Annotated in this window: 15 protein-coding genes; 13 read left to right on the forward strand and 2 right to left on the reverse strand. The window is 74.4% G+C overall.

Annotated elements, in window-relative coordinates:
• Positions 1-57: 57 nt before the first annotated feature.
• Both ACFY2L_RS22460 and ACFY2L_RS22465 read right to left on the reverse strand, forming a co-directional pair.
• Positions 58-837 (reverse strand): thioesterase II family protein, encoded by a 780-nt coding sequence (locus ACFY2L_RS22460; protein WP_390659430.1) that lies wholly within the window; start codon positions 835-837, stop codon positions 58-60.
• Between the two features lie 5 nt (positions 838-842).
• A complete protein-coding gene (locus tag ACFY2L_RS22465; RefSeq protein ID WP_390659431.1) occupies positions 843-2069 on the reverse strand; it encodes a cytochrome P450 in 1227 nt (408 codons plus the stop codon).
• Between the two features lie 450 nt (positions 2070-2519).
• Here ACFY2L_RS22465 and ACFY2L_RS22470 point away from each other — a divergent pair, with 450 nt between their 5' ends.
• From ACFY2L_RS22470 to nadC, 13 genes are all read left to right on the forward strand, one after another.
• Entirely contained in the window at positions 2520-4106 is a 1587-nt protein-coding gene (locus ACFY2L_RS22470) for a condensation domain-containing protein (RefSeq protein ID WP_390659432.1), read from the forward strand.
• Positions 4106-7600 (forward strand): amino acid adenylation domain-containing protein, encoded by a 3495-nt coding sequence (locus ACFY2L_RS22475; RefSeq protein WP_390823167.1) that lies wholly within the window; start codon positions 4106-4108, stop codon positions 7598-7600. Before ACFY2L_RS22470 ends, ACFY2L_RS22475 begins: the two co-directional genes overlap by 1 nt.
• Entirely contained in the window at positions 7597-8727 is a 1131-nt protein-coding gene (locus ACFY2L_RS22480) for a cytochrome P450 (RefSeq protein ID WP_390659434.1), read from the forward strand. The genes ACFY2L_RS22475 and ACFY2L_RS22480 overlap by 4 nt, the downstream gene beginning before the upstream one ends.
• Positions 8724-12911, forward strand: a complete 4188-nt coding sequence (locus ACFY2L_RS22485) for a beta-ketoacyl synthase N-terminal-like domain-containing protein (protein WP_390823168.1) — start codon at positions 8724-8726, stop codon at positions 12909-12911. Before ACFY2L_RS22480 ends, ACFY2L_RS22485 begins: the two co-directional genes overlap by 4 nt.
• Positions 12904-14223 (forward strand): MFS transporter, encoded by a 1320-nt coding sequence (locus ACFY2L_RS22490; RefSeq protein ID WP_390659436.1) that lies wholly within the window; start codon positions 12904-12906, stop codon positions 14221-14223. Before ACFY2L_RS22485 ends, ACFY2L_RS22490 begins: the two co-directional genes overlap by 8 nt.
• Positions 14223-15614: a cytochrome P450 gene (locus tag ACFY2L_RS22495; protein ID WP_390823169.1), complete on the forward strand. Its 1392-nt coding sequence runs from the start codon at positions 14223-14225 to the stop codon at positions 15612-15614. Before ACFY2L_RS22490 ends, ACFY2L_RS22495 begins: the two co-directional genes overlap by 1 nt.
• A 1-nt stretch (position 15615) precedes the next feature.
• Positions 15616-16329, forward strand: a complete 714-nt coding sequence (locus ACFY2L_RS22500) for a thioesterase II family protein (protein ID WP_390823170.1) — start codon at positions 15616-15618, stop codon at positions 16327-16329.
• A 20-nt stretch (positions 16330-16349) separates the two neighbouring features.
• Positions 16350-17174 (forward strand): SDR family oxidoreductase, encoded by an 825-nt coding sequence (locus ACFY2L_RS22505; RefSeq protein ID WP_390659439.1) that lies wholly within the window; start codon positions 16350-16352, stop codon positions 17172-17174.
• A 58-nt stretch (positions 17175-17232) separates the two neighbouring features.
• Positions 17233-20232, forward strand: coding sequence for an amino acid adenylation domain-containing protein (locus tag ACFY2L_RS22510; RefSeq protein WP_390823171.1), 3000 nt, complete (start codon positions 17233-17235; stop codon positions 20230-20232).
• Positions 20233-20344: 112 nt separating this feature from the next.
• Complete coding sequence (locus tag ACFY2L_RS22515; RefSeq protein WP_390659441.1) at positions 20345-21292, forward strand: Rossmann-like and DUF2520 domain-containing protein; 948 nt, start codon at positions 20345-20347, stop codon at positions 21290-21292.
• On the forward strand, positions 21289-22290 hold the full coding sequence (gene panC, locus ACFY2L_RS22520) for a pantoate--beta-alanine ligase (RefSeq protein ID WP_390659442.1): 1002 nt from the start codon (positions 21289-21291) through the stop codon (positions 22288-22290). Before ACFY2L_RS22515 ends, panC begins: the two co-directional genes overlap by 4 nt.
• A complete protein-coding gene (locus tag ACFY2L_RS22525; protein ID WP_390659443.1) occupies positions 22287-24002 on the forward strand; it encodes an L-aspartate oxidase in 1716 nt (571 codons plus the stop codon). The genes panC and ACFY2L_RS22525 overlap by 4 nt, the downstream gene beginning before the upstream one ends.
• Positions 24003-24007: 5 nt before the next feature.
• Positions 24008-24994 (forward strand): carboxylating nicotinate-nucleotide diphosphorylase, encoded by a 987-nt coding sequence (gene nadC, locus ACFY2L_RS22530; protein ID WP_390659444.1) that lies wholly within the window; start codon positions 24008-24010, stop codon positions 24992-24994.
• The last annotated feature ends 7 nt before the right edge of the window (positions 24995-25001 follow it).

The raw sequence follows: 25001 nt of genomic DNA on the forward strand, positions 1-25001 counted from the left end.
GTCCTCTTCATGGCTTCGGGTCGGGGCGTGGAGACTTTGCTGCGAAAACCGGAACCGTTAATTCCCGGTGAACAATTGCCGGTCGCCGGCCGGGTCCAGGGCGGTGGCGACGATCTCCACCATGGCATCGAGATGCGGTACGAGGAAGAAGTGGCCGCCCTCGTACTCGTGGAGCGCGAACCCCTCGGTGGTGTGCGTGGCCCAGGCCCGGGCCATGGGGGCGTCGACGCGCGGATCGGCGTCCCCGATGAACGCGGTCACGGGACAGTCCAGCGGGGGTGCGCCCCGGTAGCGGTAGGTCTCCGTGGCGACGTAGTCGCTGCGCACCGCGGGCAGGATCGCCGCGAGCAGTTCGGGGTTGTCCAGCATCCGGCTGTCCGTGCCGCCCAGGAGCTTCATGTCGGCGATCAGCTTCTCGTCGCTGGCCAGGTGCACCGAGCCGGGCGCGGGCACCGAGGGCGCGCGCCGCCCGGACACGAACAGGGCGCTCGGGCGGACCCCGGCGGTGTGCAGCCGGCTGCCCACCTCGAACGCGAGCGTGGCCCCCATGCTGTGCCCGAACAGGGCGAACGGCCCCTCCCCGGCCCACTCGGCGAGCTCGGCGGCGACGGTGTCGGCCAGCTCGTGCAGGTCCTCGACGCAGGGCTCGTGGAACCGCTCCTGACGCCCCGGGTACTGCACGACCAGCACCTCGGCCCGTGGCGCGAGCCGTGCCGAGAAGGGGTGGAAGAACGAGGCGTTGCCGCCGGCGTGCGGGAAGACGAACAGCCGTACCGCGCCCGGTGCGGCGGGGTGGAAGCGGCGCAGCCAGGGGGTGGCGGGCGCGCTCACGGCCATCCCCGTCACCCCGCCCGGCCCGCGCCGGACCGCACGCGGGCGGTGATGGGCACGTGCTTCCAGCCGGAGACGAAGTTGGAGGCGAGGCGTTCCGGCTTGCCCGCGGGCCGGAAGTCCTCGAACCGGGTGAGGAGTTCCTCGAAGAGGATGCGCAGGGTCACCCGGGCCACGCTGTGCCCGATGCAGTAGTGCGGGCCGATGCCGAAGGCGATGTGCTTGTTGGGCTTGCGGCGGATGTCGAAGGTCCCCGCGTCGGGGAAGACGGCGTCGTCGCGGTTGGCGGAACCGAGCCAGACGACCACCGCGTCACCCGCGCTGACCTTGGTGTTCCTGACCTCCACGTCCCGGGTGGCGTAGCGCAGGAAGTGGTTGACGGGCGAGGCCCAGCGCAGCGCCTCCTCGGTGGCCGTGGTGTTGAGCTCCGGGTGTGCCGCCCAGTCCTCGAGCACGCCCTTGTCGATGAACTCCGCCATCACGTAGTTGGGGGAGTGCGGGGTGGTGACGTTCGCGCCGAGGAGCAGGCTGTAGCAGTTCGCGACGATCTCGCCGGGGTCCATGTGCCGGCCCTCGAACTCGGTGGAGATCAGCACGCTCAGCAGGTCGTCGCCGATGTTGCTGCGGCGGAAGCGCATCAGGTCCTGGAAGTAGGCGAACAGGTCGCGGTGGGCGCGCTCCAGGGTGGCGGCCTTGCCGCCCGGGTCCTGGTACTCGGGGTCGTCCGCGGCGATGCAGATGGTGGTCAGCCGGCTCAGCCAGGGCCAGTCCGCCCGGGGCAGGCCCATCATGGTGCCGGTCACGGACATCGGCATGGCCAGCATGGCCTCGGCGAAGTCGAACGTGCCGCCGTCGCCGAGCGGGGTGATCAGGTCGACGACCAGGGGTCTGATCATGTCCTTCTGCCGCTCGACGGCCTTCACCGCGAGGGCCTTCTTCAGGCGCGTCTGCATCTCGGTGTGGCGCGGCGGGTCGGTGACGGCGAGCTGCTTGCCGCCGGCCGGGTCGTCGGTGCCGAGGAGGTCGAGCATGGTGCCGCGTTCCGAGGTGAAGGTCTCGGTGTCGCGCAGGACGCGCTCGGCGTCGTCGAAGCCGACGATGTTCCAGAACCCGCGCTTCTCGTCGACGTCCTGGCGCGTCAGGGTCTCCTGGGCCCGCATCCACCGCCATACGGCGTGTGCGTCGCCGCCGCTGTACAGCCAGGGGTCGACGAGATCGGCCGTCGCCCCCTGGTGCACGGGGCATCCGGAAATCGCTGCGCCGGGTAGGGCGGCGTCATGGACTCGCAAGGGGGTTGTCCTTTCGTCCGGTAGGGATGCCGCGGGACAACGTACACGAAGGATGTCCGGTGAAGCTTAATTATTTGACCAACCGATTGCAGGCTTCGTGAGAGCGTAATGAATCAGACACGTTCCGATGGCTGGAATTGTTTTGGTCAGGTGGCCAAAAAGCGCCGCACGAGGTCTGACCGGCAGGTCCGAGGTGTGCAACACGCCAAGCCAGGGAAACCCTTGACATGTTCATCGGGCCCCGCCTACGGTCATTCAGCCATTCACCGGCGGTCGCCGTCCTGCCTTGACGGAAACGCCTTTTTTGCTTTCCTCTGGTTCGTACAACGTTTTACCACGTGTTATTCGTGGTTCCGGTAAGCGGTTCCATTGTTCACATGAGTTTCGGGGGAATCTCTCGTGTTGTCCGTTTGGTACCCGGCCACCCGCATGCAGCAGGGCCTGTGGGTCCTCGACCGTGACGAACTGCAGAGACCCACCCAGCTCGTCCCGTCCGTCGTCGAGTTCACCGGCGAGGTGGACCACGGACAGCTCGTCGAGGCCGCCCGGCTCACCATCGCCCGGCACCCGTCCTTACGGGCCCGGTTCCGCTTCGACCTCAAGCGCCGCCGGGTCGAGTACAGCACCGACGGCGAGCCCGGCCAGGCCCTGCTGCGCGACGCCGAGGCCGAGGGGCTGTCCGAGGCCGAGGTCGACGCCTACGTCCGCACGCTGTGCAGCACCCCGTTCGACCTCGCCGTCGACGCCCCCGCCCGGGCCGTCGTCGTCCGGCTCGACGCCCGGCGCACCCTGCTGGTCCTCGTCTCGCACCACATCGTGGTCGACGGACTGTCGCGCACGATGCTGCTGGAGGAGATCTTCGCCGTCTACCGGGCCCGGCTGGCCGGCACCCGGCCGGAGCTGAGCGACCCGCCGCATCCCGCCTCCGTCGTCGCCGACCGTCCGCCCGAGGAGGTGGCCGCCCAGGTCGACGAGGTCGTCGAGCGGCTGAGCGGCGCCCCCCTCGACGTACCCCTGCCCTTCCAGCGCGGCGCCGTCGACGACCTGGAGGCCGCCCGGCTCGGCGCCACCGTCACCACCCGGCTCGACGCGGAACGCACCGCGAAGGCCCTGGCGGTCGCCTCCGAGGAGGGCTGCACGACGTTCATGCTCGGCGTCGCCCTGCTCGCCGGCACGCTGGCCCGCAGCAGCGGACAGCGCGACTTCCTCATCGCCTTCGCCTGGCCGGGCCGCGACCATCCGGACGCCGGCGAGGTGATCGGCATGTTCATCACCACCGTGGTGCTGCGCGTCTCCCTGGAACCGGACACCAGCTGGCGGGAACTGCTGGGCAACGCCCGCATCGGCGCCATGGAGGCGTTCATGGACGCCGACGTGCCGCTGGACGCCCTCGCCGCACGGCTCAACCCCGACCGGACCCGGATCTGGCCGCCCCTCACCCCGGTCCTGCTCAACCTCGACGACGCGCCGCACACCCCCGTGCTCGCCCCCGGCGTCACGGGCCGGCTGCGTCCGCTCGACCCCCTCTACGTCAAGTACGACCTCGCGGCGTTCGTCCGGATCGCCGACACCGCCGAGGGCCGGCAGCTGGAGCTGTCCCTCGACCACCCGACGGACGTCACCGACCACTCCGCCGTGTCCGCCTTCCTGGCGGATCTGCGGCGCAGCGCCGCCGACCTTGCCACCTCACCGGAGGAACCCGTGCTGGAACAGCCCGTCGAGACGATCAACCTGGACGACCCCGAGGAGCGGATCGGACTCGTGCGGTCCATATGGTGCGAGGTCCTCGGCCTCGAGGACACCGCCGACGACCTCGACGACGATGTCAGCTTCTTCGAGGCCGGCGGCGACTCGCTGCTCCTCGTCGTCCTGGTGGAGCGCCTCAGCCAGGCCTCCGGGCGGACCCTGCGCACCATCGACCTGTTCCGCTCCGCCACCGTCAGCGGCCAGGCCGAGCTCCTCGCGAAGCCCGCCGAGGCCGTCTGATGACGCCGACCCGCGAAGCGCTGGCCGTCTCCGTCCTCGGCGACGGGGTGGACCCGGAGAGCTTCGCCACGGAGACGTTCCTCTCCCTCGGCGGGGACTCGCTGCGGGCCATGCGCCTGGCCGCCCAGGCCCAGGAGCAGCTCGGCCTGCGCATCCCCGTGCTCGAACTCCTCGGCGGCCGGCCGCTCGCCGAGGTGCTCGCCGGGGCGCGGGTCGAAGAGGCACCCGGCGCCGCCGCGGGAACCGGCCCCGGCGACGACACCGCCCTGTCGCCCGCCCAGCGCGGCATGTGGCTCATCGAGCGGGTGGCCGGCGGATCCCCGTACAACCTCGTCTTCACCGCCCACGCCGAGGACGGCGGCCGGATCGACCGCGGCGCCCTCGCCAAGGCGCTCGCCGAGACCGCCGCCCGCCACGAGGGGCTGCGCACCGTCTTCCGGGAGAGCGTGCGCGACGGCGACGACGACGTCGTACGGGAGGTGCTGTCCGCGCACACCCCGCAGCTGACGGAGATCGTGCACGAGGGGCCGGCCGAGGACTTCGAGGAGTTCGTGCGCCGCGAGGGCGCCGAGCAGGGGCGGCGGCCGTTCGACCTGTCGGCCGCGCCCGCCTGGCGGCTGCTGCACTTCTCGCACCCCGCCGGCCGTGACGCCGTCGTCCTGGCCGCGCACCACATGGTGCTCGACGGCTGGGCGGTCGGACTGCTGCTGCGCGAGCTGTTCGCCCGGCACGCCGCCCTCACCGGCACCGGCCCCGAACCGGACGACGGCACCGCGCCCCCCGTCCAGGTGCTGACCGCCCGCCAGGAAGCCCTGCGCGCGAGCGGCGTGTGGGACACCCAGGCCGAGTTCTGGAAGGCCCACCTCGACGGCGCGCCCACCACCCTGGAACTCCCCGCCGACCGGCAGCGCCCCGCCCTCCAGGACGCCACGGGCGAGCGCACCGGCCTCGACCTCGGCCCCGAGGTGTCCGCCGCCCTCACCGAGCGGGCCCGCACCCTCGGCATCACCCCGTACGCCTTCCTGCTCGGCGCCTTCGGTCTCGCCCTCGGCCGCCGCACCGGGGCCCGGAGCCTGCTCGTCGGCGTGCCCCTGCTCGGCCGCCAGAGCAGTGAGCTGGAGCGGCTGATCGCCGTCGCCGGCAACCTCGTACCGGTCCGCGTCGACATCGACGACGAGGCGAGCCCCGCCGCCTACCTGCGCTCCGTGCACGCCTCGCTCGGGCGCAGCATCGACGCGGGCGACCTGCCCTTCGAGGAACTGGTCTCCCGGCTCGGCGTCGAACGCAGCCTCGGCTGCCACCCCCTGGTCCAGGTCTGCTTCGGCATGCACGACCAGCTGGTGCCGCAGACCCTCGACGCGGGCACCGCACGCCTGCGGGTCGAGGAAGGACACGGCGGCGGCTCGCAGTTCGACCTGACGATGCTCATCGGGCACTCCGACCCGTCCTACGCGGGCCACGTCGAGTACGCCACCGCCGTGTGGACCGAGGCCGAGACCCGTGCCTTCGTCGCCGACTTCCTCGCCGGCGTCGCGGAACTGGCCGGCTCGGACGCGGCCCGCCTGGAGGACGTGCGCTGCATATCCGACGCAGGCCACGCCCGGCTCGCCGAACTCAACGACACCCGCCGCGAGTTCCCCGACACCTCCCTCGACGCCCTGTTCCGCGCGGCCGCCGCCCGCACCCCGGACGCCGTCGCCGTACGCGACGGGTCGGCGCACCTGACGTACGGTCAACTGGCCGACGCGGCAAGGGAACAGGCGCGGCTGCTGCGCGCCGCCGGGGTCCGCCCCGGCGACCGTGTGCTGGTCGGCGTCGAGCGGTCGGTCGCCGAGGCCGTCGCGGTGCTGGGCGTGCTGTGGGCGGGCGCCGCCTACGTCGGCGTCGAACCGAGCGCCACGGACGCCCATCTGGCGAGGATCGTGGCCCGCGCCGAGCCGTCGGCCGCCCTCGTCGGACCGGTCGGCGGGGAGACCGCCGCCCGCTTCCGCGCCCTCGGCACCGCACCGGTCGCCGTGTGGGAGCCGACGTGGGGCTCCGCAGGGGCCGGCACCGCCGAGGGGGACCGCGGCGTCCCGGACGGCCAGGCCCGGGACGCGGACGGTGCCGCCGCCGGGGCCACGGCGGACGACTTCGCTCCCGAGGACCCCGCCCGGCTCGCCTACGTCGCCTTCACCTCCGGGTCCACCGGTGAGCCCAAGGGTGTCGCCGTGCCCCACCGGGCCGTGATCCGGCTCGTGCACGAGGCCGGGTTCGTGCGCCTGGGCCCCGGTGAGCGGATGCTGCGCCTGTCGCCGCTGGCCTTCGACGCCTCCACCCTCGAGGTGTGGGGCGCGCTGCTCACCGGAACGACCCTGGAGGTGCACCCGGCGGGCCTCGCCTCGCCCACCGAACTCGGCGCGTTCCTGCGCGAGCGCGGGATCACGGTGGGCTGGCTCACCGCCGGCCTGTTCCGGCTCGTGGAGGAGTTCGCACCCGACTCGCTCGGCGGCATGAAGCACCTGCTGACCGGCGGAGACGTGGTGCCCCACGAGCACGCCGCGCGCGTGCTGGCCCGCCACCCCGGCCTCGTCCTGACCAACGGCTACGGCCCCACCGAGAACACCACCTTCACCACCACCCACTCGGTCTCCTCGCCCGACGAGATCGACGGCCCGCTGCCCATCGGCCGGCCCGTGCCCGGCACGCGCGTGTACGTCCTCGACGCGCGCCGCAGGCTGCTGGCGCCCGGCGCGGTCGGCGAGCTGTACGCGGCGGGCGCCGGACTCGCCGACGGCTACCTCGGCAACCCGGACGAGACGGCCCGCTCCTTCGGCGCGTTCTCACCCGACGTGCCCGAGCGGCTCTACCGCACCGGAGACGTCGTACGCCTCGACTCCCGAGGCCGGCTGACCTTCCTCGGCCGCGCCGACGACCAGGTCAAACTGCGCGGCTACCGGGTCGAGCTGAGCGCCATCGGCGACGTGCTGACCGGCCACCCCGCCGTGCAGGACGCCGTCGTGCTGGTCACCGAGGGGGACAGCGCCGACAAGCGGCTGATCGCCGCCGTGGTGCCGGCGCCGGGCGCGGCCCTCGCCGCCACCGAGCTGCGCGCGCTGCTCCAGCAGAAGCTGCCCGCCTACATGGTCCCCACCCTGTGGACGATCGTGGACGGCATCCCGGTCACCGCCAACGGCAAGGTCGACCGGCGCGCCCTCGCCGCGTCCGCCGTCCCCGCCGGGCAGGCGAAGCGGGCCGCGGCGGACCCCGGCGCGGCCGTGACCGCCCGCATCGCCGAGCTGTTCGCCGAGGTCACCGAGGGCGCCGAGGGGGCCGGGGCCATCGACGCCGACACCGACTTCTTCATGGTCGGCGGCAACTCCCTCGGCGCGGTGCGCCTCATGCGCAAGGTCAAGGAGCACCTCGGGGTGACCGTCCGGCTGCGCGACTTCCTGCTCTCACCGACCCCGGCCGGCCTGCGGGCGCTCGTGGAGAAGGAGGCCGGCGGCGCGTGAACGGTACGCCCCCGCTCGCGTGGGACGAGGGCCTCGAATGCTGGGTGGTCGCCGATCCGCGGCTCGCCCGGCAGGTCCTCAACCACCCCGGCTTCACATCCGGGACGTTCGAGCGCTCCTTCCAGCTCTACATGTCCGAGCCCGCCCGCGAGGAGTACCGGGAGCTCACCGAGTTCCTGCGGCTGTGGTTCGTGCAGGCCGACGCCCCCGAGCACACGGCGCTGCGCCGCCCGGTGCAGCGCGTGATGTCCGCGTCGTACGTGCGCTCCCTCGCGCCGCGCGTCGAGGAGATCACCGACGAGTGCCTGGACGCGCTGGCCGCGACCGCGCCGCACGACGTCGTGCCGGCCGTCGCCGACGGGATCTCCGGCAAGGTGATGGCGCACGTCGTCGGTGTCACCGAACCGCCCGAGGTGCTGCACCGCTGGGCGCGCACCCTGTCGCTGTTCATCGGCGCGATGTACCGCCGTGACTACGCCCGGGCGGCGCACCGCACGATGACCGAGATGACCGAGGCCCTGTCCCGGGCCACCGCCCCGAAGGCCTTCCCGCAGGAGACCCCCGAGGACCGGGCGCGCACCACCGCGACCTGGGCCATGAACCTCTTCGGGGGCCTGGAGACGACGTCCTCGCTGCTCGCGTCCACCGTCATGGACGTCCTGGGCGAGCCGGCCGTCTGGGACGCGGTGCGCGAGGGCCGGCCCGGCGCGGCGGAGGCGTTCGTGGAGCGCGTGCTGCAACGCCGGCCGCCGCTGCGGCACCTGGGGCGGGTCGTCGCCTACGACCAGGAGATCGCCGGGGAGCGGATGAAGGAGGGCGACCTGGTCCTCGTCAGCCTCACGGGGGAGGGGCTCCTCGACGACGCGGACGCGCCGGCCGCGCCGGCCGTGGGCTGTCCGGTCACCGGCGCGCCGGCCGAGTCCGGTGGTACCGAACAGCACCTCGTCTTCGGGTTCGGCCCGCACTACTGCGTCGGCGCGCCCCTGGCCCGCCTGGAGGCGGCCGTCCTGCTGCGCCGGTTCGCCGCCCGTTTCCCGGGCGCGCGGCTCGCCGACGAGGCGGCGGTGTGGGGGCCCAACCTCTCGTACGTCGGTCTCGACCATCTCTACGTGGACCTGGGGGTGTGAGCGTGCCGAACGCGGTGGAGCGCGGGGACGGCGCGGTGGCCGTCGTGGGCATGGCGTGCCGGCTGCCCGGAGCCGACGACGTGGACCGGTACTGGGCGGCGCTGACGGCCGGCGCCGACGGCATCAGCCGCTTCGACCCGGAACGGCTGATCGAGCGGGGCGCCGACCCCGACTACGTCCGCCGGGAGAACTTCGTCCCGGCGATGGGCGTGATCGCCGGGTCCCGCCGCTTCGACCACGCCTACTTCTCCTACAGCCGGGCCGAGGCCGCCGCGACCGACCCGCAGCAGCGGGTGTTCCTGGAGGCCGCGGTCACCGCGTTCGACGACGCGGGGCTCGACCCGACCCGCTTCCGGGGCCGGATCGGGGTGTACGCGGGCGCCGACCGGGTGGGCGAGCACATCGACCCCGAGCTGGGCGAACTCGCCCGCTACATCGGCCGGGAGAAGGACTTCCTCGCCACCCGCGCCGCCTACAAGCTGGGCCTGCGCGGCCCCGCGCTCACCGTGCAGACCGCCTGCTCCACCTCGCTGACCGCCACCCATCTCGCCGTCCGCGCCCTCGTCGGCGGCGAGTGCGACGCGGCCCTCGCCGGGGGCGTCACCGTGATGCCCGACGGGGAGTGGGGCTATCTGTACGAGCCCGGCGGCATCCTCTCGCCCGACGGCCGCTGCCGGCCCTTCGACGAGGACGCGGCGGGCACCGTGCCCAGCGAGGGCGTCGCCGTGGTGGTCCTCAAGCGGCTCGCGGACGCGCTGCGCGACGGCGACCGGATCGCCGCCGTGATCACCGGCACCGCGGTCAACAACGACGGCTCCGACAAGATGGCGTTCACCGCGCCGTCCCCGGTGGGGCAGAGCGAGGTGGTCCGCGCCGCGCAGGCGGTGGCGGGGGTGGACCCGGCCGACATCGACTACGTCGAGGCGCACGGCACCGCCACCCGGCTCGGCGACCCGGTGGAGGTGCAGGCCCTCGCCGACGTCTTCGGGAGCGCCGGGGAGGGCCGGGCGCGGTGCGCGCTCGGCGCCGTGAAGGGGAACATCGGACACACCGGTGCCGCGTCCGGCGTCGCCGGGCTGATCAAGACCGCGCTCATGCTGGAGCACGGCCGGCTGGTGCCCACCGCGCACTACACCAGGCCGAACCCGCTGCTCGAACTGGACGCCACGCCGTTCCGGATCGTGCGGCGGGGCGAGCCGTGGGAACCCCGCCGGGGCGACGGCGCCCGCGTCGCCGCCGTCAGCTCCTTCGGGGTGGGCGGCACCAACGCCCACGTCGTCCTGGAGTCCGCCCCCCGGCGCGCCCCGCTCCCGGACCGCGCCGGACCGCGCCCCCTGCTGCTCTCCGCGGCCGCACCACACGCCCTCGGCGAGCTGGCCGAGGCCCTCGCCACCCACCTCACCCCACCCCCGACGCCCCCTTCGGCCCCTTCGGCCGAGGTCTCCGGCACAGTCGCCGGCGGTGCTCCGTCCGAGGTCGGGAGCACGCCCTCGTCCGTCGCCGGGGTCTCCGGCGCCGTCGGGGGGAGCGGCCCGTCTGTCGCCGGGGGTGTGGCGTCCGTCGCCGGAATTTCCGGTGCCGTCGTGGAGAGCGCGTCGTCTTCTGCCGGGTTCTCCGAAGCCGTCGTGGAGAGCGCGTCGTCCGTCGGCCAGGCTTCCGATGCTGTCGCCGGGGACGGGCCCTCCCCGACCGAGGCCTTCGATGGTCTCGGTACCTCTGTGCCCTCGCCTGCCGGGGCGCCTGGTGTGTCTGGTGCGTCTGTGTCCTCGCCTGCCGGGGCGCTTGGTGTGTCTGGTGCGTCTGTGTCCTCGCCTGCCGGGGCGCTTGGTGTGTCTGGTGCGTCTGTGTCCTCGCCTGCCGGGGCGCCCGATGTGTCCAGTACGTCCGTGCCCTCCCTCGCCGAGGCGGCCCGCACTCTCGCCGGGCGGCGGGTGTACCGGCATCGGGCGGTCGTCGTGGCGCGGGATGCCGGGCAGGCGGTCCGGCTGCTGCGCGGGGTCGCCGAGCGGGAGGCCGCCCGGGACGCCGGTGCCAAGCCGCGCAAGCTCGGCAAGGTGGCGTTCGTCCTCCCCGGCCAGGGCACCCTGCGGCACGCCGCCGGCGCCGCCGCGCATCGCGCGCTCCCCGGCTTCCGGGCGGCGTTCGACGCCCTGCGCAAGCACGTGCTCGACGAGCACGGCATCGATCTGACGCCCGTCGTCGAGGACTCCCCCGGGGACGGCACGCCGGACGACTGGTTCGCCGACACCGTGCACCAGCAGCTCGCCCTGTTCGCCCTCGGCCACGCCTTCGGCAGCCAGCTCAGGGAGTGGGGCGTCCGCCCCGCCGCCCTGCTCGGCAACAGCGTCGGCGAGTACGCGGCCGCCGCCCTCGCCGGGGTCTGGTCGCCCCAGGACGCCGCCGACCTGGTGTTCCGCCGGGCACGGGCCATGTGGGACACCGAGCCCGGCCGTATGGTGAGCGTCACCGGTGACGCCCGCGAGATCGCCGCCCGGCTCCCCGCCGACGGCGCGGTCACCGTCGCCGTCGAGGGCGCCGGCTCCGTCGTCCTGTCCGGCCCCGAGCGGGCCGTCGAAGACCTTCTGGCGGGCGACGCGCTTGCGGGCCTGCCCCTCACGCCGGTGCACACCCGGCGCGCCTTCCACTCGAAGGCCATGGAACCGGCAGCCGAGGCGGTGCGTGCGTACCTGTCGTCGGTGCCCGCCCGCCCGCCCCGGCTGCCACTGATCTCCAACTCCACCGGCGACTGGGCCGACCCGGCCCGGGTGGCCGAGCCCGGCTACTGGGCCACCCAGCTCCGCCGCCCCGTGCTGCTGGCCCGCGCCATGGAGACCCTGCTCGCCTCGGGCTGCACGACGTACGTCGAACTCGGCCCCGGCAGCTCGATGCTCGGCGGACTGCGCCGCAGCCCCGGCTGGGACGCCGCCGCCTTCACCGCCGTACGGCTGACCGGCCGCCCGGACGAGCCCGCCGACGACGCCCTGCTGGCGGCGCTCGGCACGCTGTGGGAACTGGGCGCCGACCGCGCGCTCGGGGACGTACTGGAGCCCGCCGGGCCCGGGGCGCCCCGCTGCTCACTGCCCGGCTACCGCTTCCAGGGCGGGGACCCGCGCGGCGAACGGCGCCCGGCGCGTGCGCCCGCTCCGGGCGCGTCGGCCGCGCCCCGGCCCCTTCCCGCGCGGGGCGGCACACGGGCGGTGCTCGAAGAGGTGTGGTGCCGCACCCTCGGGGTGACCGCCGTCCGCGACGACGACGACTTCTTCGCCCTGGGCGGCGAGTCCCTGATGGCCGTCACCCTGATGTCCGCGGTCAGGGAACGCACCGGTCACGCGCTGTCCGTCACCGACTTCTCCCGCCGGCCCCTCTTCGGAGAGCTCGTGGCCGCGGTCACCGCCGGCGCCACGACTCCGTCGGTGCCCGGCGTGGCCACCCTCGCCGAGGGACGGCCGGGACAGCGCCCGCTGTTCCTCGTCAGCGACGCCGTGGGCAACGCCCTGCCCTACCGGGAACTCGCCGGTGAGCTGGCCGCCGCCGGCAGCGGCAGGCCGGTGCTCGGCCTGGAGGACACCGACGACCCCCGGGGCACCCCCCGCACGGTCGGCGCCCTCGCCGCCGCCCACCTCGCGACCCTGCTGCGGGCCCAGCCCGAGGGCCCCTACACGCTCGGCGGCTGGTCCTACGGCGCCGTCGTCGCCCATGAGCTCGCCCGGCTGCTGATCCGGCGCGGCGAACACGTCGACCTGCTCGTCTGCCTGGACGGGTTCGTGCCCGACACCGCCGGTCTGCCCGTCGGCCTCGCCCCCGAGTTCCTCCGCGCGGGCCTGCGCCACCAGGCCGAGGCCCTGCTGGGCGTCGGTCCGCTCGCACGGCGGCTGCGCACGGACCCGGCGCTGCGGCGGCGGTTCGCGGCCCGGCAGGCGGGCCTGCTGCGCTACCGGCCGCGCCCGCTGCCCTGCCGAGCGGTCCTGTTCAAGGCGGCCGAAGGCCTCGCCCCCGGCGGCGCGGACCGGCTGCGGGCCCGGCTGGACGGGCTGTACGGCGGCGGACTGCGGGTCGAGCCGGTCCCCGGCGACCACTGGTCGATGCTCACCGCCCCCCACGCGGGGCCGCTGGCCCACGGGCTCCTCGGCGTGCTCGACCCGGGGGAGCAGTTGTCCGGCGAGAAACGGAGTGACCATGGCTGACGCGATCACCCAGGAAGAGGCGCAGACCCGGCCGCAGGAGCCCAGACCGCTCCTGCGCAACGCCGACTTCCAGGCGCTGTGGACCAGTGAGGCGTTCGCCGCGCTGGCCAAGGAGACCGCCGAGGTCGCGTACCCGCTGCTGATCCTCGCCACCGGCGGCTCCGCCTTCTACGCCGGTGCCGTCGGCTCCGCGCAGCTGATCACCGCGAGCCTGATGTCGATCCCCGGCGGCACCCTCGCCGACCGGGTCGACCGCCGGCTGCTGCTGATCGCCTGCAACATGGTGCGCGTCGTCCTGCTCGGACTGCTGGCGCTGCTCGTGTCCACCGGGCACACCCACCCCGCCGTGATCCTCGCCGTGGCCGTGGGCTCCGCCGCCTGTCTCGGCATCTCCAACCCCACCGGCCTCGCCGTCATCAAGCAGCTGGTGCCGCCCTCGCAGCTGACCCAGGCCACCGCCCAGAACCAGGTCCGCTACTTCGCGGCCACCATGGGCGGACCTCCGGCCGGCGGCGCGCTGTTCGCCGTCGCGCGCGCCTTCCCGTTCCTCACGGCGGCCCTCTCGTTCCTCGTCTCCTCCGCGCTGCTGCTGTTCATCCGCAAGCCGCTGAAGGTGGAGAACGCGGCGCCCGGCGAGAAGCGCAACGCCGCCGAGGGCTTCCGCTTCCTCGCCCGGCAGCCCGTCCTACGGCTGCTGATCGTCTGGATCATGGGCTCGAACATGGCGTTCACCCACACCGGGGTCTTCCTGGCGCTGATCGCGACCGCCGAGAGCCGGGGCGCCTCGTCCACCTTCACCGGTCTGCTGCTGTCCATCGCCGGCATCGGCGGAGTGGTCGGCTCGCTCCTCGCGAGCCCCATCATCAAGCGGGTGCCGCCGCCGGTGGTGTTCCTGACGGCCGCCTGGATCGGGCCGGTCGCCGCCGTGCTGCTGGCCACCGTCTCCGGACTGGTCCCGCTCGGCATCATCGTCGCCTGCGTGTTCCTGCGCGGGCCGATCACCAGCGCCCTGTTCCTCGCCTATCTGGCGGCCATGGCGCCGGACCGGACGCAGGGCCGCGTCCTCGGTGCCGTGATGTTCATGTCGATGGTGGCCGCCCCGCTCGGCGTGTTCGGCGTCGGCACCATCTTCGACCTGGCCGGACCCACCTGGGTGTTCACGGCCATGGGCATCGTCTCGGGCCTCGCCGCCCTGCCCACGCTCAGCCCCCGCATCCGCAAGCTCGCCCCGCCGGAGGAGTACGCCGTCACCACGGCGGACCCGGCCGGGGACCCGGACTCCCCGACCTCCCCGACCTCCAAGGAGACGTGATGCCCGCCGACACCACACGGCCGACCTCCGCCCCCGGCACCGCCGCCGCCACCCTCCCGGCCCAGCCGGCGGCCGGTGCCGCTCCCGCGGACGACACCGACCCCGCCGTGGCGAAGCTCGCGGCGGCCACGGGCAGCGGTGACCGGCTGCCGCCGGAGTTCTTCACCGACCCCGACCCGGCGCCCGGCGCCACCCACGCAGCCAACGCCCGCCTGCGGGCCACCGGTTGCCCCGTGCACCCCATCAACTACCCGCCCGGCGGCGACGCCTACGTGGTCTCCGAGTACGAGACCGCCCTCAAGGCGTTCGGCGACCCGCGGCTGTCCAAGTCCGTCGACAACGCGCCGTCCTGGTTCCGCGACCTGCTCAAGGACAGCAGCCCGGTCCTCATCCGCAACATGATCACCGCGGACGCGCCCGAGCACACCCGGCTGCGCCGCCTGGTCAGCCGCGCCTTCGTGCCGCGCCGGATGGCCCTGCTGCGGCCCCGCATCCAGGAGATCACCGACGAACTCATCGACGGGCTGCCCGATTCGGGCGAGGTCGACCTGATGGAGTTCGCGTTCACCCTGCCGATGCGGGTCATCTGCGAGTTCCTCGGCGTCCCCATCGAGGACCGCCCCGATCTGCACGCCTGGGGCTACTGGCTGAGCGGCGCCCCCTTCGCGGACGAGGAGTCCAACCGGCAGCTGAAGGTGGCCAGCGACAGCATCGAGCAGTACCTCGTCGGGCTGCTCGACCGGCGCCGCGCCGAGGGGCTCGGTGACGACCTGGTCTCCATCCTGCTGCGGGCCGCCGACGAGGAGGACGTCTTCACCAACGACGAGCTCGTCTCCACCCTCGTCCTGCTGATCATCGCCGGCCACAAGACCACCGCGAACCTCATCGGCAACGGCTTCCAGGCCCTGTTCGCCTTCCCGGACCAGCTGGAACTCCTGCGGTCCAAGCCGGAGCTGGTGGAGACGGCGGTCGAGGAGTTCCTGCGCTTCGAGCCGCCCGTCTACCGCGGCACCCTGCGCGTGGCGACCGAGGACATGGAACTCGGCGGCTGCCCCATACCGCGCGAGGGGTTCGTCCACATCCTCATGGACTCCGCCAACCGCGACCCGGAGGCCTTCGAGGACCCCGACCGCCTCGACATCACCCGCGGCAACAACCGCCACTTCGCCTTCGGTCACGGCGCGCACTTCTGCGTCGGCGCCCCGCTCTCCCGCGTCGAGGGCTCGGTCGCCTTCCCGACCCTGCTGCGCCGCCTGAGGGGACTCGAACTCGCCGTCCCGCACGACGAGCTGGAGTGGGTCTTCGACAACTCCACCAGCCGGGGCCTGAAGAGCCTCCCGGTGCGCTACACCGCCCGGCTGGCCGCCGACCACCCGGAAGGGGCCCACTGAGATGACCACCACCACCCTGGTCTGCCTGCCCTTCGCCGGGGCCGGCGCCTCCTTCTTCCGCCCCTGGCAGCACGTCGCCGGCGAGCGGCTGACGATCCTGCCGCTCCAGCTCCCCGGCCGGGAGCGCCGGATCGACGAGGACCCGTACACCGACGCCCGTACGGCGACCGACGGGCTCCTCGCCGACCTGCGCTCCACGCTCGCCGACGACCCGGGACTGCCGCGCCGGATCGCCCTGTTCGGGCACAGCCTGGGCGCCGTCCTCGCCTACGAGCTGGCGCACCGGCTGGCCGCCGAGCCGGGCGGCACCGAACTCGTACGCCTCTTCGTCAGCGGCTCCCCGCAGCCCGCCGAACAGCGCACCCGCCGCGCGACGGGCCTGCCCGACGACGCGTTCCTCGCCCGCGTCAACGAGTTCGCCGGCTACACCCACGAGGCGCTCGACGACCCGGAGATGCGTGAGCTGATCCTGCCGACGCTGCGCGCCGACGTGGAGATGCACGAGAACTACGCGCCCTCCACCGACCTGCCGCTGCCCGCCCCGCTCACCGTGCTGCGCGGCAGCGACGACGAACTGGTCAGCCGTGACGAGGCGGAGGCCTGGGCGAAGGTCGCGGGCGCCGGCTTCACGTGCGTGGAACTGCCCGGCGGCCACATGTACCTGACCGAGTCGGCGGCGGGGCTGATCGACGTCGTCGCCGCCGGCGTCGAGTAGGAGAGATGGGGGAGCGCGCCATGCGCCTGACCGGGAAGACCGTCGTCGTCACCGGGGCGTCCCGGGGGCTCGGCCGGGCCACGGCGGTGGCCTGTGCCGCCGAGGGCGCCGACCTGGCGCTGCTCGACCTCTGCGGCGACCTGCCCGGGGTGCCGTATCCGCTGGGCACCGCGGGCCAGCTGGAACACACCGCCGCGCTGTGCCGCAAGGCCGGTGCGGCCGTGCTCACGGCCCGCTGCGACGTACGCGACCTGCGTTCCGTGGAGGAGGCCGTGGCGCTCGCCGAGGACCGCTTCGGAGCCGTCGACGGCGTGGTCAACAACGCGGGCATCGCGGCGCCCTCGGGCCGTCCCGCGCACGAGATCGGCGAGGAGGAGTGGGCGCTGATGATCGACGTCGACCTCTCCGGGGCGTGGCGGATGATCCGGACCGTCGGCAAGGCGATGAGCGCCCGCCGCTCGGGCAGCATCGTGAACATCGCCTCCACGGCGGGCCTGGTCGGCTACCGGCACTTCGCCGGGTACGTCGCCGCCAAGCACGGCCTGATCGGGCTCACCAAGGCCGCGGCGCTCGACTACGCCCCCCGCAAGGTGCGGGTCAACGCCGTCTGCCCCGGCTCGGTCCGCGACGACCCGGCCGCCGAGGGCCGGATGCTCGCCGAGATCGCCCGCGCCCTCGACGTGCCGGTGAGCGAGCACGAGGAGGAGTTCGTGGCGGCGCAGCCGATGAACGCGCTGATCGAGCCGGAGGACGTGGCCGCGGCCGTGGTCTACCTGCTGTCGGACGACGCCCGGCAGGTGACGGGCACGACCCTCACGGTGGACGGCGGCTTCTCGGCCCGCTGAGCGGCACCGCGGGGATCAGCACAGCGACAGCACAGGAACAGGACAGGGGAGGACACCCGTGCCGGGTGCACAGTGCCATGCGGTCCGCGTCCCGGTGACCGGGACCGGCGTACGACAACTGCAGGACCGGCTGGCCGCGGCGGGCCCGTGGCGGCTGTGGGCGGACGACGTCCCGGCCGCACCGGCCGAGCCGCTCGCCGCACGCCGCCGCGAGGCCGAACTGCGCCGCCCGGTCTCCCGGGACGTGCGGTGCGTCCTGCTGCGGTACGCCGACGGCACCGCGGACCTGGTCCTCGTGGCGCACCGGGACCGGCTGGACGGGGCGGGCCTGCGCCACCTGACGGAGGTGCTGACGGGCGAGCGCCCGCCGTCCCCCTGCCCGGCCCCCGCCGCGCCCCGCGCCCCCCTGCCGCCCGCGGCCCCTGCCCCGGAGTGGGGTGAGGGCGAGCCCTCCGCCACCGCGCACGGCAGCTGCCGGCTCGACCTCCCCGTCCCGTACGCCACCACGCCCGCGTCCCTCCGCCTCCCCGCCCTCGCGCTGACCCTCACCCGTTACGACGGCCACGGCTCCACGGGGTCGGCGACGGTCGGGACCGACCGCGGGGAGGCGTGGGAGCACGCCGTCCCCGAGTCGGCCACCCTCCGGGACCTGGCCGCGACGCAGCCGTCGCGGGTGGAACGCGGTGTGGTCGCGGGGGTCCTCGACGAGCCGGAGGACTTCGGCCCGGGCGAGCGGCTCCCCTGCCTCGCGCCGCCCTTCCCCCTCACCTTCGTCTTCTCTCCCCTCCCCGACGGCGGCACCCGCCTCTCCTGCTTCTTCCGGACCTCCCATGTCGCACCGGCGGTCGCCGAGGGATTCACCCGGCACTTCGGCGAGGTGTACCGGCAGTCGGCGCTCGCGGGGGAGACGGCCGTCGCCGACGTGGACCTGCTCGACGCCGGTGAACGGGCCCGCGTGGCGCGGCTCGGGCGGCCGGCCGCCGCTCTGGTGTCCGCACCGGACACCCTGCCCCGGGTGTTCGCGCGCGTGGCGGCCGCCACGCCCGACGCCGTGGCCGTCTGCGACGGCGGGACGGAGCTCAGCTACCGGGAACTGGACGAGCGTTCCGCCCGGGTCGCCGCCGGGCTGCGGGCCCTCGGCGTGCGCCGCGGCGACCGCGTCGGGGTCTGCCTGGAGCGGACGGCGGAACTCGTCGTCACCCTGCTCGGCGTGGTCCGGGCGGGCGCGGCCTACGTCCCGACCGACCCGGCGTACCCCACCGACCGGCTCGCCCACACCGTCTCGGACGCCGGGCTGCGCGTGGTCGTGACCCGTCTCGCCGAGTTCCCTCGCGAGGGCGGGGTCGCGCTGGTGACCCCGGAGCGACTCGCCGAGGCGGAGGGCGACCCCGGCGCTCCCGACGCGGTCCCCGACGACCCGGCGTACGTCATCTACACCTCCGGTTCCACGGGCCGCCCCAAGGGTGTGACCGTCCCGCACCGCAACGTCGTCGCCCTGATCGACGCCACCCGGGACGAGTACGGGCTCGGCCCCGACGACACCTGGACCCTCTTCCACTCGGCCGCCTTCGACTTCTCGGTGTGGGAGATCTGGGGCTGCCTGCTGACCGGCGGGCGGCTCGTCGTCGTGCCGTACTTCGTCAGCCGCGACCCGGACGACTTCCGCGACCTGCTGCTCGCCCGGCACGTCACCGTGCTGAGCCAGACGCCGTCCGCGTTCTCCCAGCTCCTGCGGACCGACCACGCCCGGCTGCCGGTCCGGCTCGTGGTGTTCGGCGGTGAACCGCTGGACAGCCGCATGCTGCTGCCCTGGTTCGACGTCCACCCCGAGAACACCTGCCGCATGGTCAACATGTTCGGCATCACCGAGACGACCGTGCACGTCACCGCCCAGACGGTCACCCGGGAACTCGCCCTGGCCGGCTCCCGCTCCGTGGGCCCCGCCCTGCCCGGCTGGCACCTGTACGTCACCGACGACCGCGGCCGCCTCGTGCCCCCGGGCGTCACGGGCGAGATCCGCGTGGGCGGCGCGGGCGTCGCCTCCGGCTACCTCAACCGCCCCGACCTCACAGCCGAACGCTTCACACCCGACCCCCACCCCCTCGCCCTGAACACCCCGCACCCGTCCAACGCCGCCTCGGACGCTGCGGACCTGTCCACCGCCGCCTCGGCCGCCCCGGTCCCGGACGCTCCCGGCCGGTCTGCCCGTGGCGAGTCCGCCCCGGCGTCGGATGCCCCGGCCTCGGACGCCTCGGGCCCGGATGCCCCCGGCCTGTCCGCCCCCGGCGTGCCCGCTCCCATCCCGGATGCCCTGGACCAGTCCGCCACCGGCGCACCCGCCCCCGCCTCGAATGCCACCGGCGCGGAAGCCCCTGCGCCCGCTCCCGGCACGCACGCCCCCGCCCCGTCCGCGCTTCTCTACCGCAGTGGTGACCTGGGGCGGTTGCGGTCCGACGGGCGGTTGGAGCATCTTGGCCGGATCGACAGCCAGGTCAAGATCCGGGGCTTCCGTATCGAGCTCGACGAGATCCGTGCCGTGCTGCTGGAGGACCCGGCCGTCGCCGCCGCGGCCGTCGTGGTGCGCCGTGACGACCCCGCCGACCCGGCCACGGCCCGGCTGGACGCCTACGTCGTCCCGGCCGACGAGGGCACGGACGCCGACCCGCAGGGCATCCGCAAGCGTGCCGCCGGCATCCTGCCCGAGCACATGGTGCCGGCCACGGTCACGCCGCTCGACGCCCTCCCGCTGACGACCAACGGCAAGCTCGACCCGGCCCGGCTGCCGGCCCCGCTCCGCTCGACGACGGCGTCCCCGCGGCCCGGAACGGTACCTTCCGCACCGGCGGGGAAAGGTGATCCGGGTCTCGCCGAGGCCCTGCGGGAGATCTGGGAGACGGTCCTCGGCACGCCCGTCGGCCTCGACGACGACTTTTTCGAGCTCGGCGGAAACTCCCTGTTCGCCGTCCGTGTCAGCGCCGCGCTGCGGGCCCGCGGACTGCCGTCCCTGCCGCTGCGCGACCTCTACCGGACCCCCACGATCCGGGCCCTCACCGGCTGACGCCGAAGCGCTCGCCGAACGCCGACCCGGCCGTCCCGAACTCCAATCGCGTTAACATGACGAGAAATCGTCCGGTACCCCGCGCGGACTGGAACGGGAAGGCCGCCCTCGCGTGAGTGCATTTCAACAACCAGATCCCCAGGACCGCCCCGCGCGGCTCACCGTCGGCGTCGTCGGCGCCGGCCGCGTGGGACCCGCCCTGGCCGCGTCCCTCCAGCTCGCCGGACACCGCCCGGTGGCCGTCTCCGGTGTCTCCGACGCGTCCCGGCGGCGGGCCGCGCAGCTGCTGCCCGACGTGCCGCTGGTGCCGCCCGCCGAGGTCCTGGAGCGGGCCGACCTGGTGCTGCTCACCGTCCCCGACGACGCCCTGCCCGGGCTGGTCCAGGGCCTCGCCGACACCGGCGCCGTACGGCCCGGCCAGCTCCTCGTGCACACCTCCGGGCGCTACGGCGCGAAGGTCCTCGACCCGGCCCTGCGCGCGGGCGCGCTGCCGCTGGCCCTGCACCCGGCGATGACGTTCACCGGGACGCCCGTGGACGTGCAGCGGCTGGCCGGCTGCTCCTTCGGCGTCACCGCGCCCGACGAACTCCGGCTGGCCGCCGAGGCCCTCGTCATCGAGATGGGCGGCGAACCGGAGTGGATCGCCGAGGAGAACCGCCCGCTCTACCACGCGGCCCTCGCCCTGGGCGCCAACCACCTGGTCACGCTGGTCGCCCAGTCCATGGAGCTGCTGCGCGCGGCCGGCGTCGAGGCCCCCGACCGGATGCTCGGCCCGCTCCTCGGCGCCGCCCTCGACAACGCGCTGCGCTCCGGTGACGCCGCGCTCACCGGCCCCGTCGCGCGCGGGGACGCCGGCACCGTCGCCGCGCACGTCGCCGAGCTGCGCCGGCACGCCCCGCAGACCGTCGCCGGGTACCTGGCGATGGCCCGGGCGACCGCCGACCGCGCGCTCGCCCACGGACTGCTCAAGCCGGAACTCGCCGAGGACCTCCTCGGCGTCCTCGCGGGCCGGCCCGACGGCGCCCCCGGCACCCACGGCACCGAAGGAGACGCCGGATGACCACCACCCTCCTGCGCACCGCCGCCGATCTGCGGGCACGCACGCGTGCCGGCCGCCGCGCCGTCGTGATGACGATGGGCGCCCTGCACGAGGGCCACGCCACCCTCGTGCGCACCGCCCGCGAACTCGCCGGACCGGACGGCGAGGTCGTCGTCACGGTCTTCGTCAACCCGCTGCAGTTCGGCGAGGGCGAGGACCTCGACCGCTACCCGCGCACCCTGGACGCCGACCTCAAGGTCGCCGAGGAGGCGGGCGCCGACGTGGTGTTCGCCCCGTCCGCCGACGAGGTCTACCCCGGCGGCGAGCCCCAGGTCCGCGTCAGCGCCGGCCCGATGGGGGAGCGCCTGGAAGGCGCCTCGCGCCCCGGCCACTTCGACGGCGTCCTCACGGTCGTCGCCAAGCTGCTCCACCTCACCCGGCCCGACGTGGCGCTGTACGGGCAGAAGGACGCCCAGCAGCTCGCGCTGATCCGCCGCATGGTCCGGGACCTGAACTTCGGCATCGAGATCGTCGGCGTGCCGACCGTCCGCGAGGCCGACGGTCTGGCCCTGTCCAGCCGCAACCGCTACCTGTCCCCCCAGGAGCGCCGCACCGCGCTCGCGCTCTCGGCGGCCCTGTTCGCCGGCCGCGACCGGCACGCCGCGCAGGAGGCGCTGCGGGCACGCGCGCGTGAGGTGCCCGCCACGCAGGCGCGCGCCGAGGCGCTCAGCGCGCTGGGGGAGTCCCGTGCGGCGGCCGACGCGCACGCCGTCGCCCAGGCCGCCCCCGGCAACCCGGCCGCCGTCCGCGCGGCCGCCCGGCTGGTCCTGGACGAGGCCGCCCGGTTCGACCCGCCGCTGGAACTGGACTACCTCGCGCTCGTCGACCCGTCGGACTTCACGGAGATCACGGACCTTGAGGACGACTTCACCGGCGAGGCCGTCCTCGCCGTCGCCGCCCGGGTCGGGACGACCCGGCTGATCGACAACATCCCCCTCACCTTCGGAGCCGCCTCGTGACCAGCACAGGCATACGACTGCACGCGCCCGCGCCCGGGTGGAACATCGACGCGGACGTCGTGGTCGTCGGCTCCGGCGTGGCCGGTCTGACCGCGGCCCTGCGCTGCGAGGCGGCGGGACTGAACACCGTCGTCGTCACCAAGGCCCGGCTCGACGACGGCTCCACCCGCTGGGCTCAGGGCGGCATCGCCGCGGCCCTCGGCGAGGGCGACACCCCCGAACAGCACCTGGACGACACGCTGGTGGCGGGCGCCGGCCTGTGCGACGAGGACGCCGTCCGGATCCTCGTCACCGAGGGCCCGGACGCGGTGCGGCGGCTGATCGAGACCGGGGCGCACTTCGACGAGTCCTCCGAGGGCGGTCTCGAGCTCACCCGCGAGGGCGGCCACCACCGGCGCCGTATCGCCCACGCGGGCGGCGACGCGACCGGCGCGGAGATCTCCCGCGCGCTCGTCGAGGCGGCACGCGCGCGGGGCATCCGGATGATCGAGAACGCGCTCGTCCTGGACCTGCTCACGGACGCGGACGCCCGGACGGCGGGCGTCAGCCTGCACGTCATGGGCGAGGGCCAGCACGACGGCGTGGGCGCCGTGCACGCCCCGGCGGTCGTCCTGGCGACGGGCGGCATGGGCCAGGTCTTCTCGGCCACCACCAACCCGTCGGTGTCGACGGGCGACGGCGTGGCGCTCGCGCTGCGGGCGGGCGCGGAGGTCAGCGACCTCGAATTCGTGCAGTTCCACCCGACGGTGCTGTTCCTCGGCCCGGACGCGGAGGGCCAGCAGCCGCTGGTCTCCGAGGCCGTGCGCGGCGAGGGCGCCCACCTGGTCGACGCGGACGGCGTGCGCTTCATGGTCGGGCAGCACGAGCTGGCCGAGCTGGCGCCCCGGGACATCGTCGCCAAGGGCATCATGCGGCGCATGCAGGAGCAGGACGCCGAGCACATGTTCCTCGACGCCCGCCACTTCGGCGCCGAGATGTGGGAGCACCGCTTCCCGACGATCCTGGCCGCCTGCCGCGCCCACGGCATCGACCCCGTCCACGAGCCCATCCCGATAGCCCCGGCGGCCCACTACGCCTCCGGCGGGGTGCGCACCGACTCCCGGGGCCGTACGACCGTCCCGGGCCTGTACGCGTGCGGCGAGGTCGCCTGCACCGGCGTGCACGGCGCGAACCGGCTCGCGTCCAACTCCCTCCTGGAGGGTCTGGTCTACGCCGAGCGGATCGCCGCCGACATCGCCGCCGGGCACGCGGACGACCGCCTGCGCGCGCGGGTGCCCGCCCCGGTGGAGCAGCCGGACAAGCCCGCCCACCCGCTCCTCGGCGCCGAGGCCCGGTTCGCGATCCAGCGGATCATGACGGAGGGCGCCGGCGTGCTGCGCTCCGCCGAGTCCCTGGACAAGGCCGCCGACCAGATCCAGCGGCTGCACGCCGAGGCCCGCGACGCCCTCGACGAGAACGGCAAGACCGCCGAGCCCGGCGTCGACACCTGGGAGGCCACCAACCTCCTGTGCGTGGCCCGCGTCCTGGTCGCGGCGGCCCGGCGGCGCGAGGAGACCCGCGGCTGCCACTGGCGCGAGGATCACGCCGAGCGCGACGACACGACGTGGCGCCGCCACATCGTCGTACGGCTGAATCCCGACCGGACGCTCGCCGTACACACCACCGATACCGCAGACTTCCCCCCTACCCGGCAGCACCAGCAGGAGCAGTGACAGACGTGAGCACCCCCGACCTTCCCCTCGCCTCCAGTGGCGGCTGCGGCGACGGCTGTGCCTGTGGCGCCGACGGCGACCTCACGGGCGAGGACTACCTGGAGTGCGGTCTCGACCCCGCGCTCGCCCAGCTCCTGGCCGACGCCGGGCTCGACCCCGTCGAGGTCGAGGACATCGCCAACGTCGCCATCCAGGAGGACCTGGACAACGGCGTGGACGTGACGACGGTCGCGACCATCCCCGAGGAGGCGGTGGCCACCGCCGACTTCACCGCGCGCGAGGCGGGCGTCGTCGCGGGCCTCAGGATCGCCGAGGCGGTCGTCTCGGTCGTCTGCACCGACGAGTTCGAGGTCGAGCGGCACGTGGAGGACGGGGACCGGGTGGAGGCCGGGCAGAAGCTGCTGTCGGTGACCACGCGCACGCGTGACCTGCTGACCGCCGAGCGCAGCGCGCTCAACCTGCTGTGCCGCCTCTCCGGGATCGCGACCGCCACGCGCGCGTGGGCCGACGTCCTCGACGGCACGAAGGCACGCGTGCGGGACACCCGCAAGACCACCCCGGGCCTGCGCTCCCTGGAGAAGTTCGCGGTCCGGTGCGGAGGCGGCGTCAACCACCGCATGTCCCTGTCGGACGCGGCGCTGGTCAAGGACAACCACGTGGTCGCGGCGGGCGGTGTGGCCCAGGCCTTCAACGCCGTGCGCGAGGCATTCCCGGACGTGCCGATCGAGGTCGAGGTCGACACCCTGCACCAGCTGCGCGAGGTCGTGGACGCGGGCGCCGACCTGATCCTGCTCGACAACTTCACGCCGGGCGAGTGCGCGGAGGCGGTGGGCATCGTCGGCGGCCGGGCCCTGCTGGAGGCCTCGGGCCGGCTCACGCTCGAGAACGCCAAGGCGTACGCCGACACCGGCGTCGACTTCCTGGCCGTCGGAGCCCTGACCCACTCCTCGCCGATCCTGGACATCGGTCTGGATCTGCGGGACGCGGAGTAGGGAGCGG

Origin of the sequence: Streptomyces sp. NPDC001381 (assembly GCF_042895685.1) — a bacterium.
GTDB lineage: Bacteria > Actinomycetota > Actinomycetes > Streptomycetales > Streptomycetaceae > Streptomyces.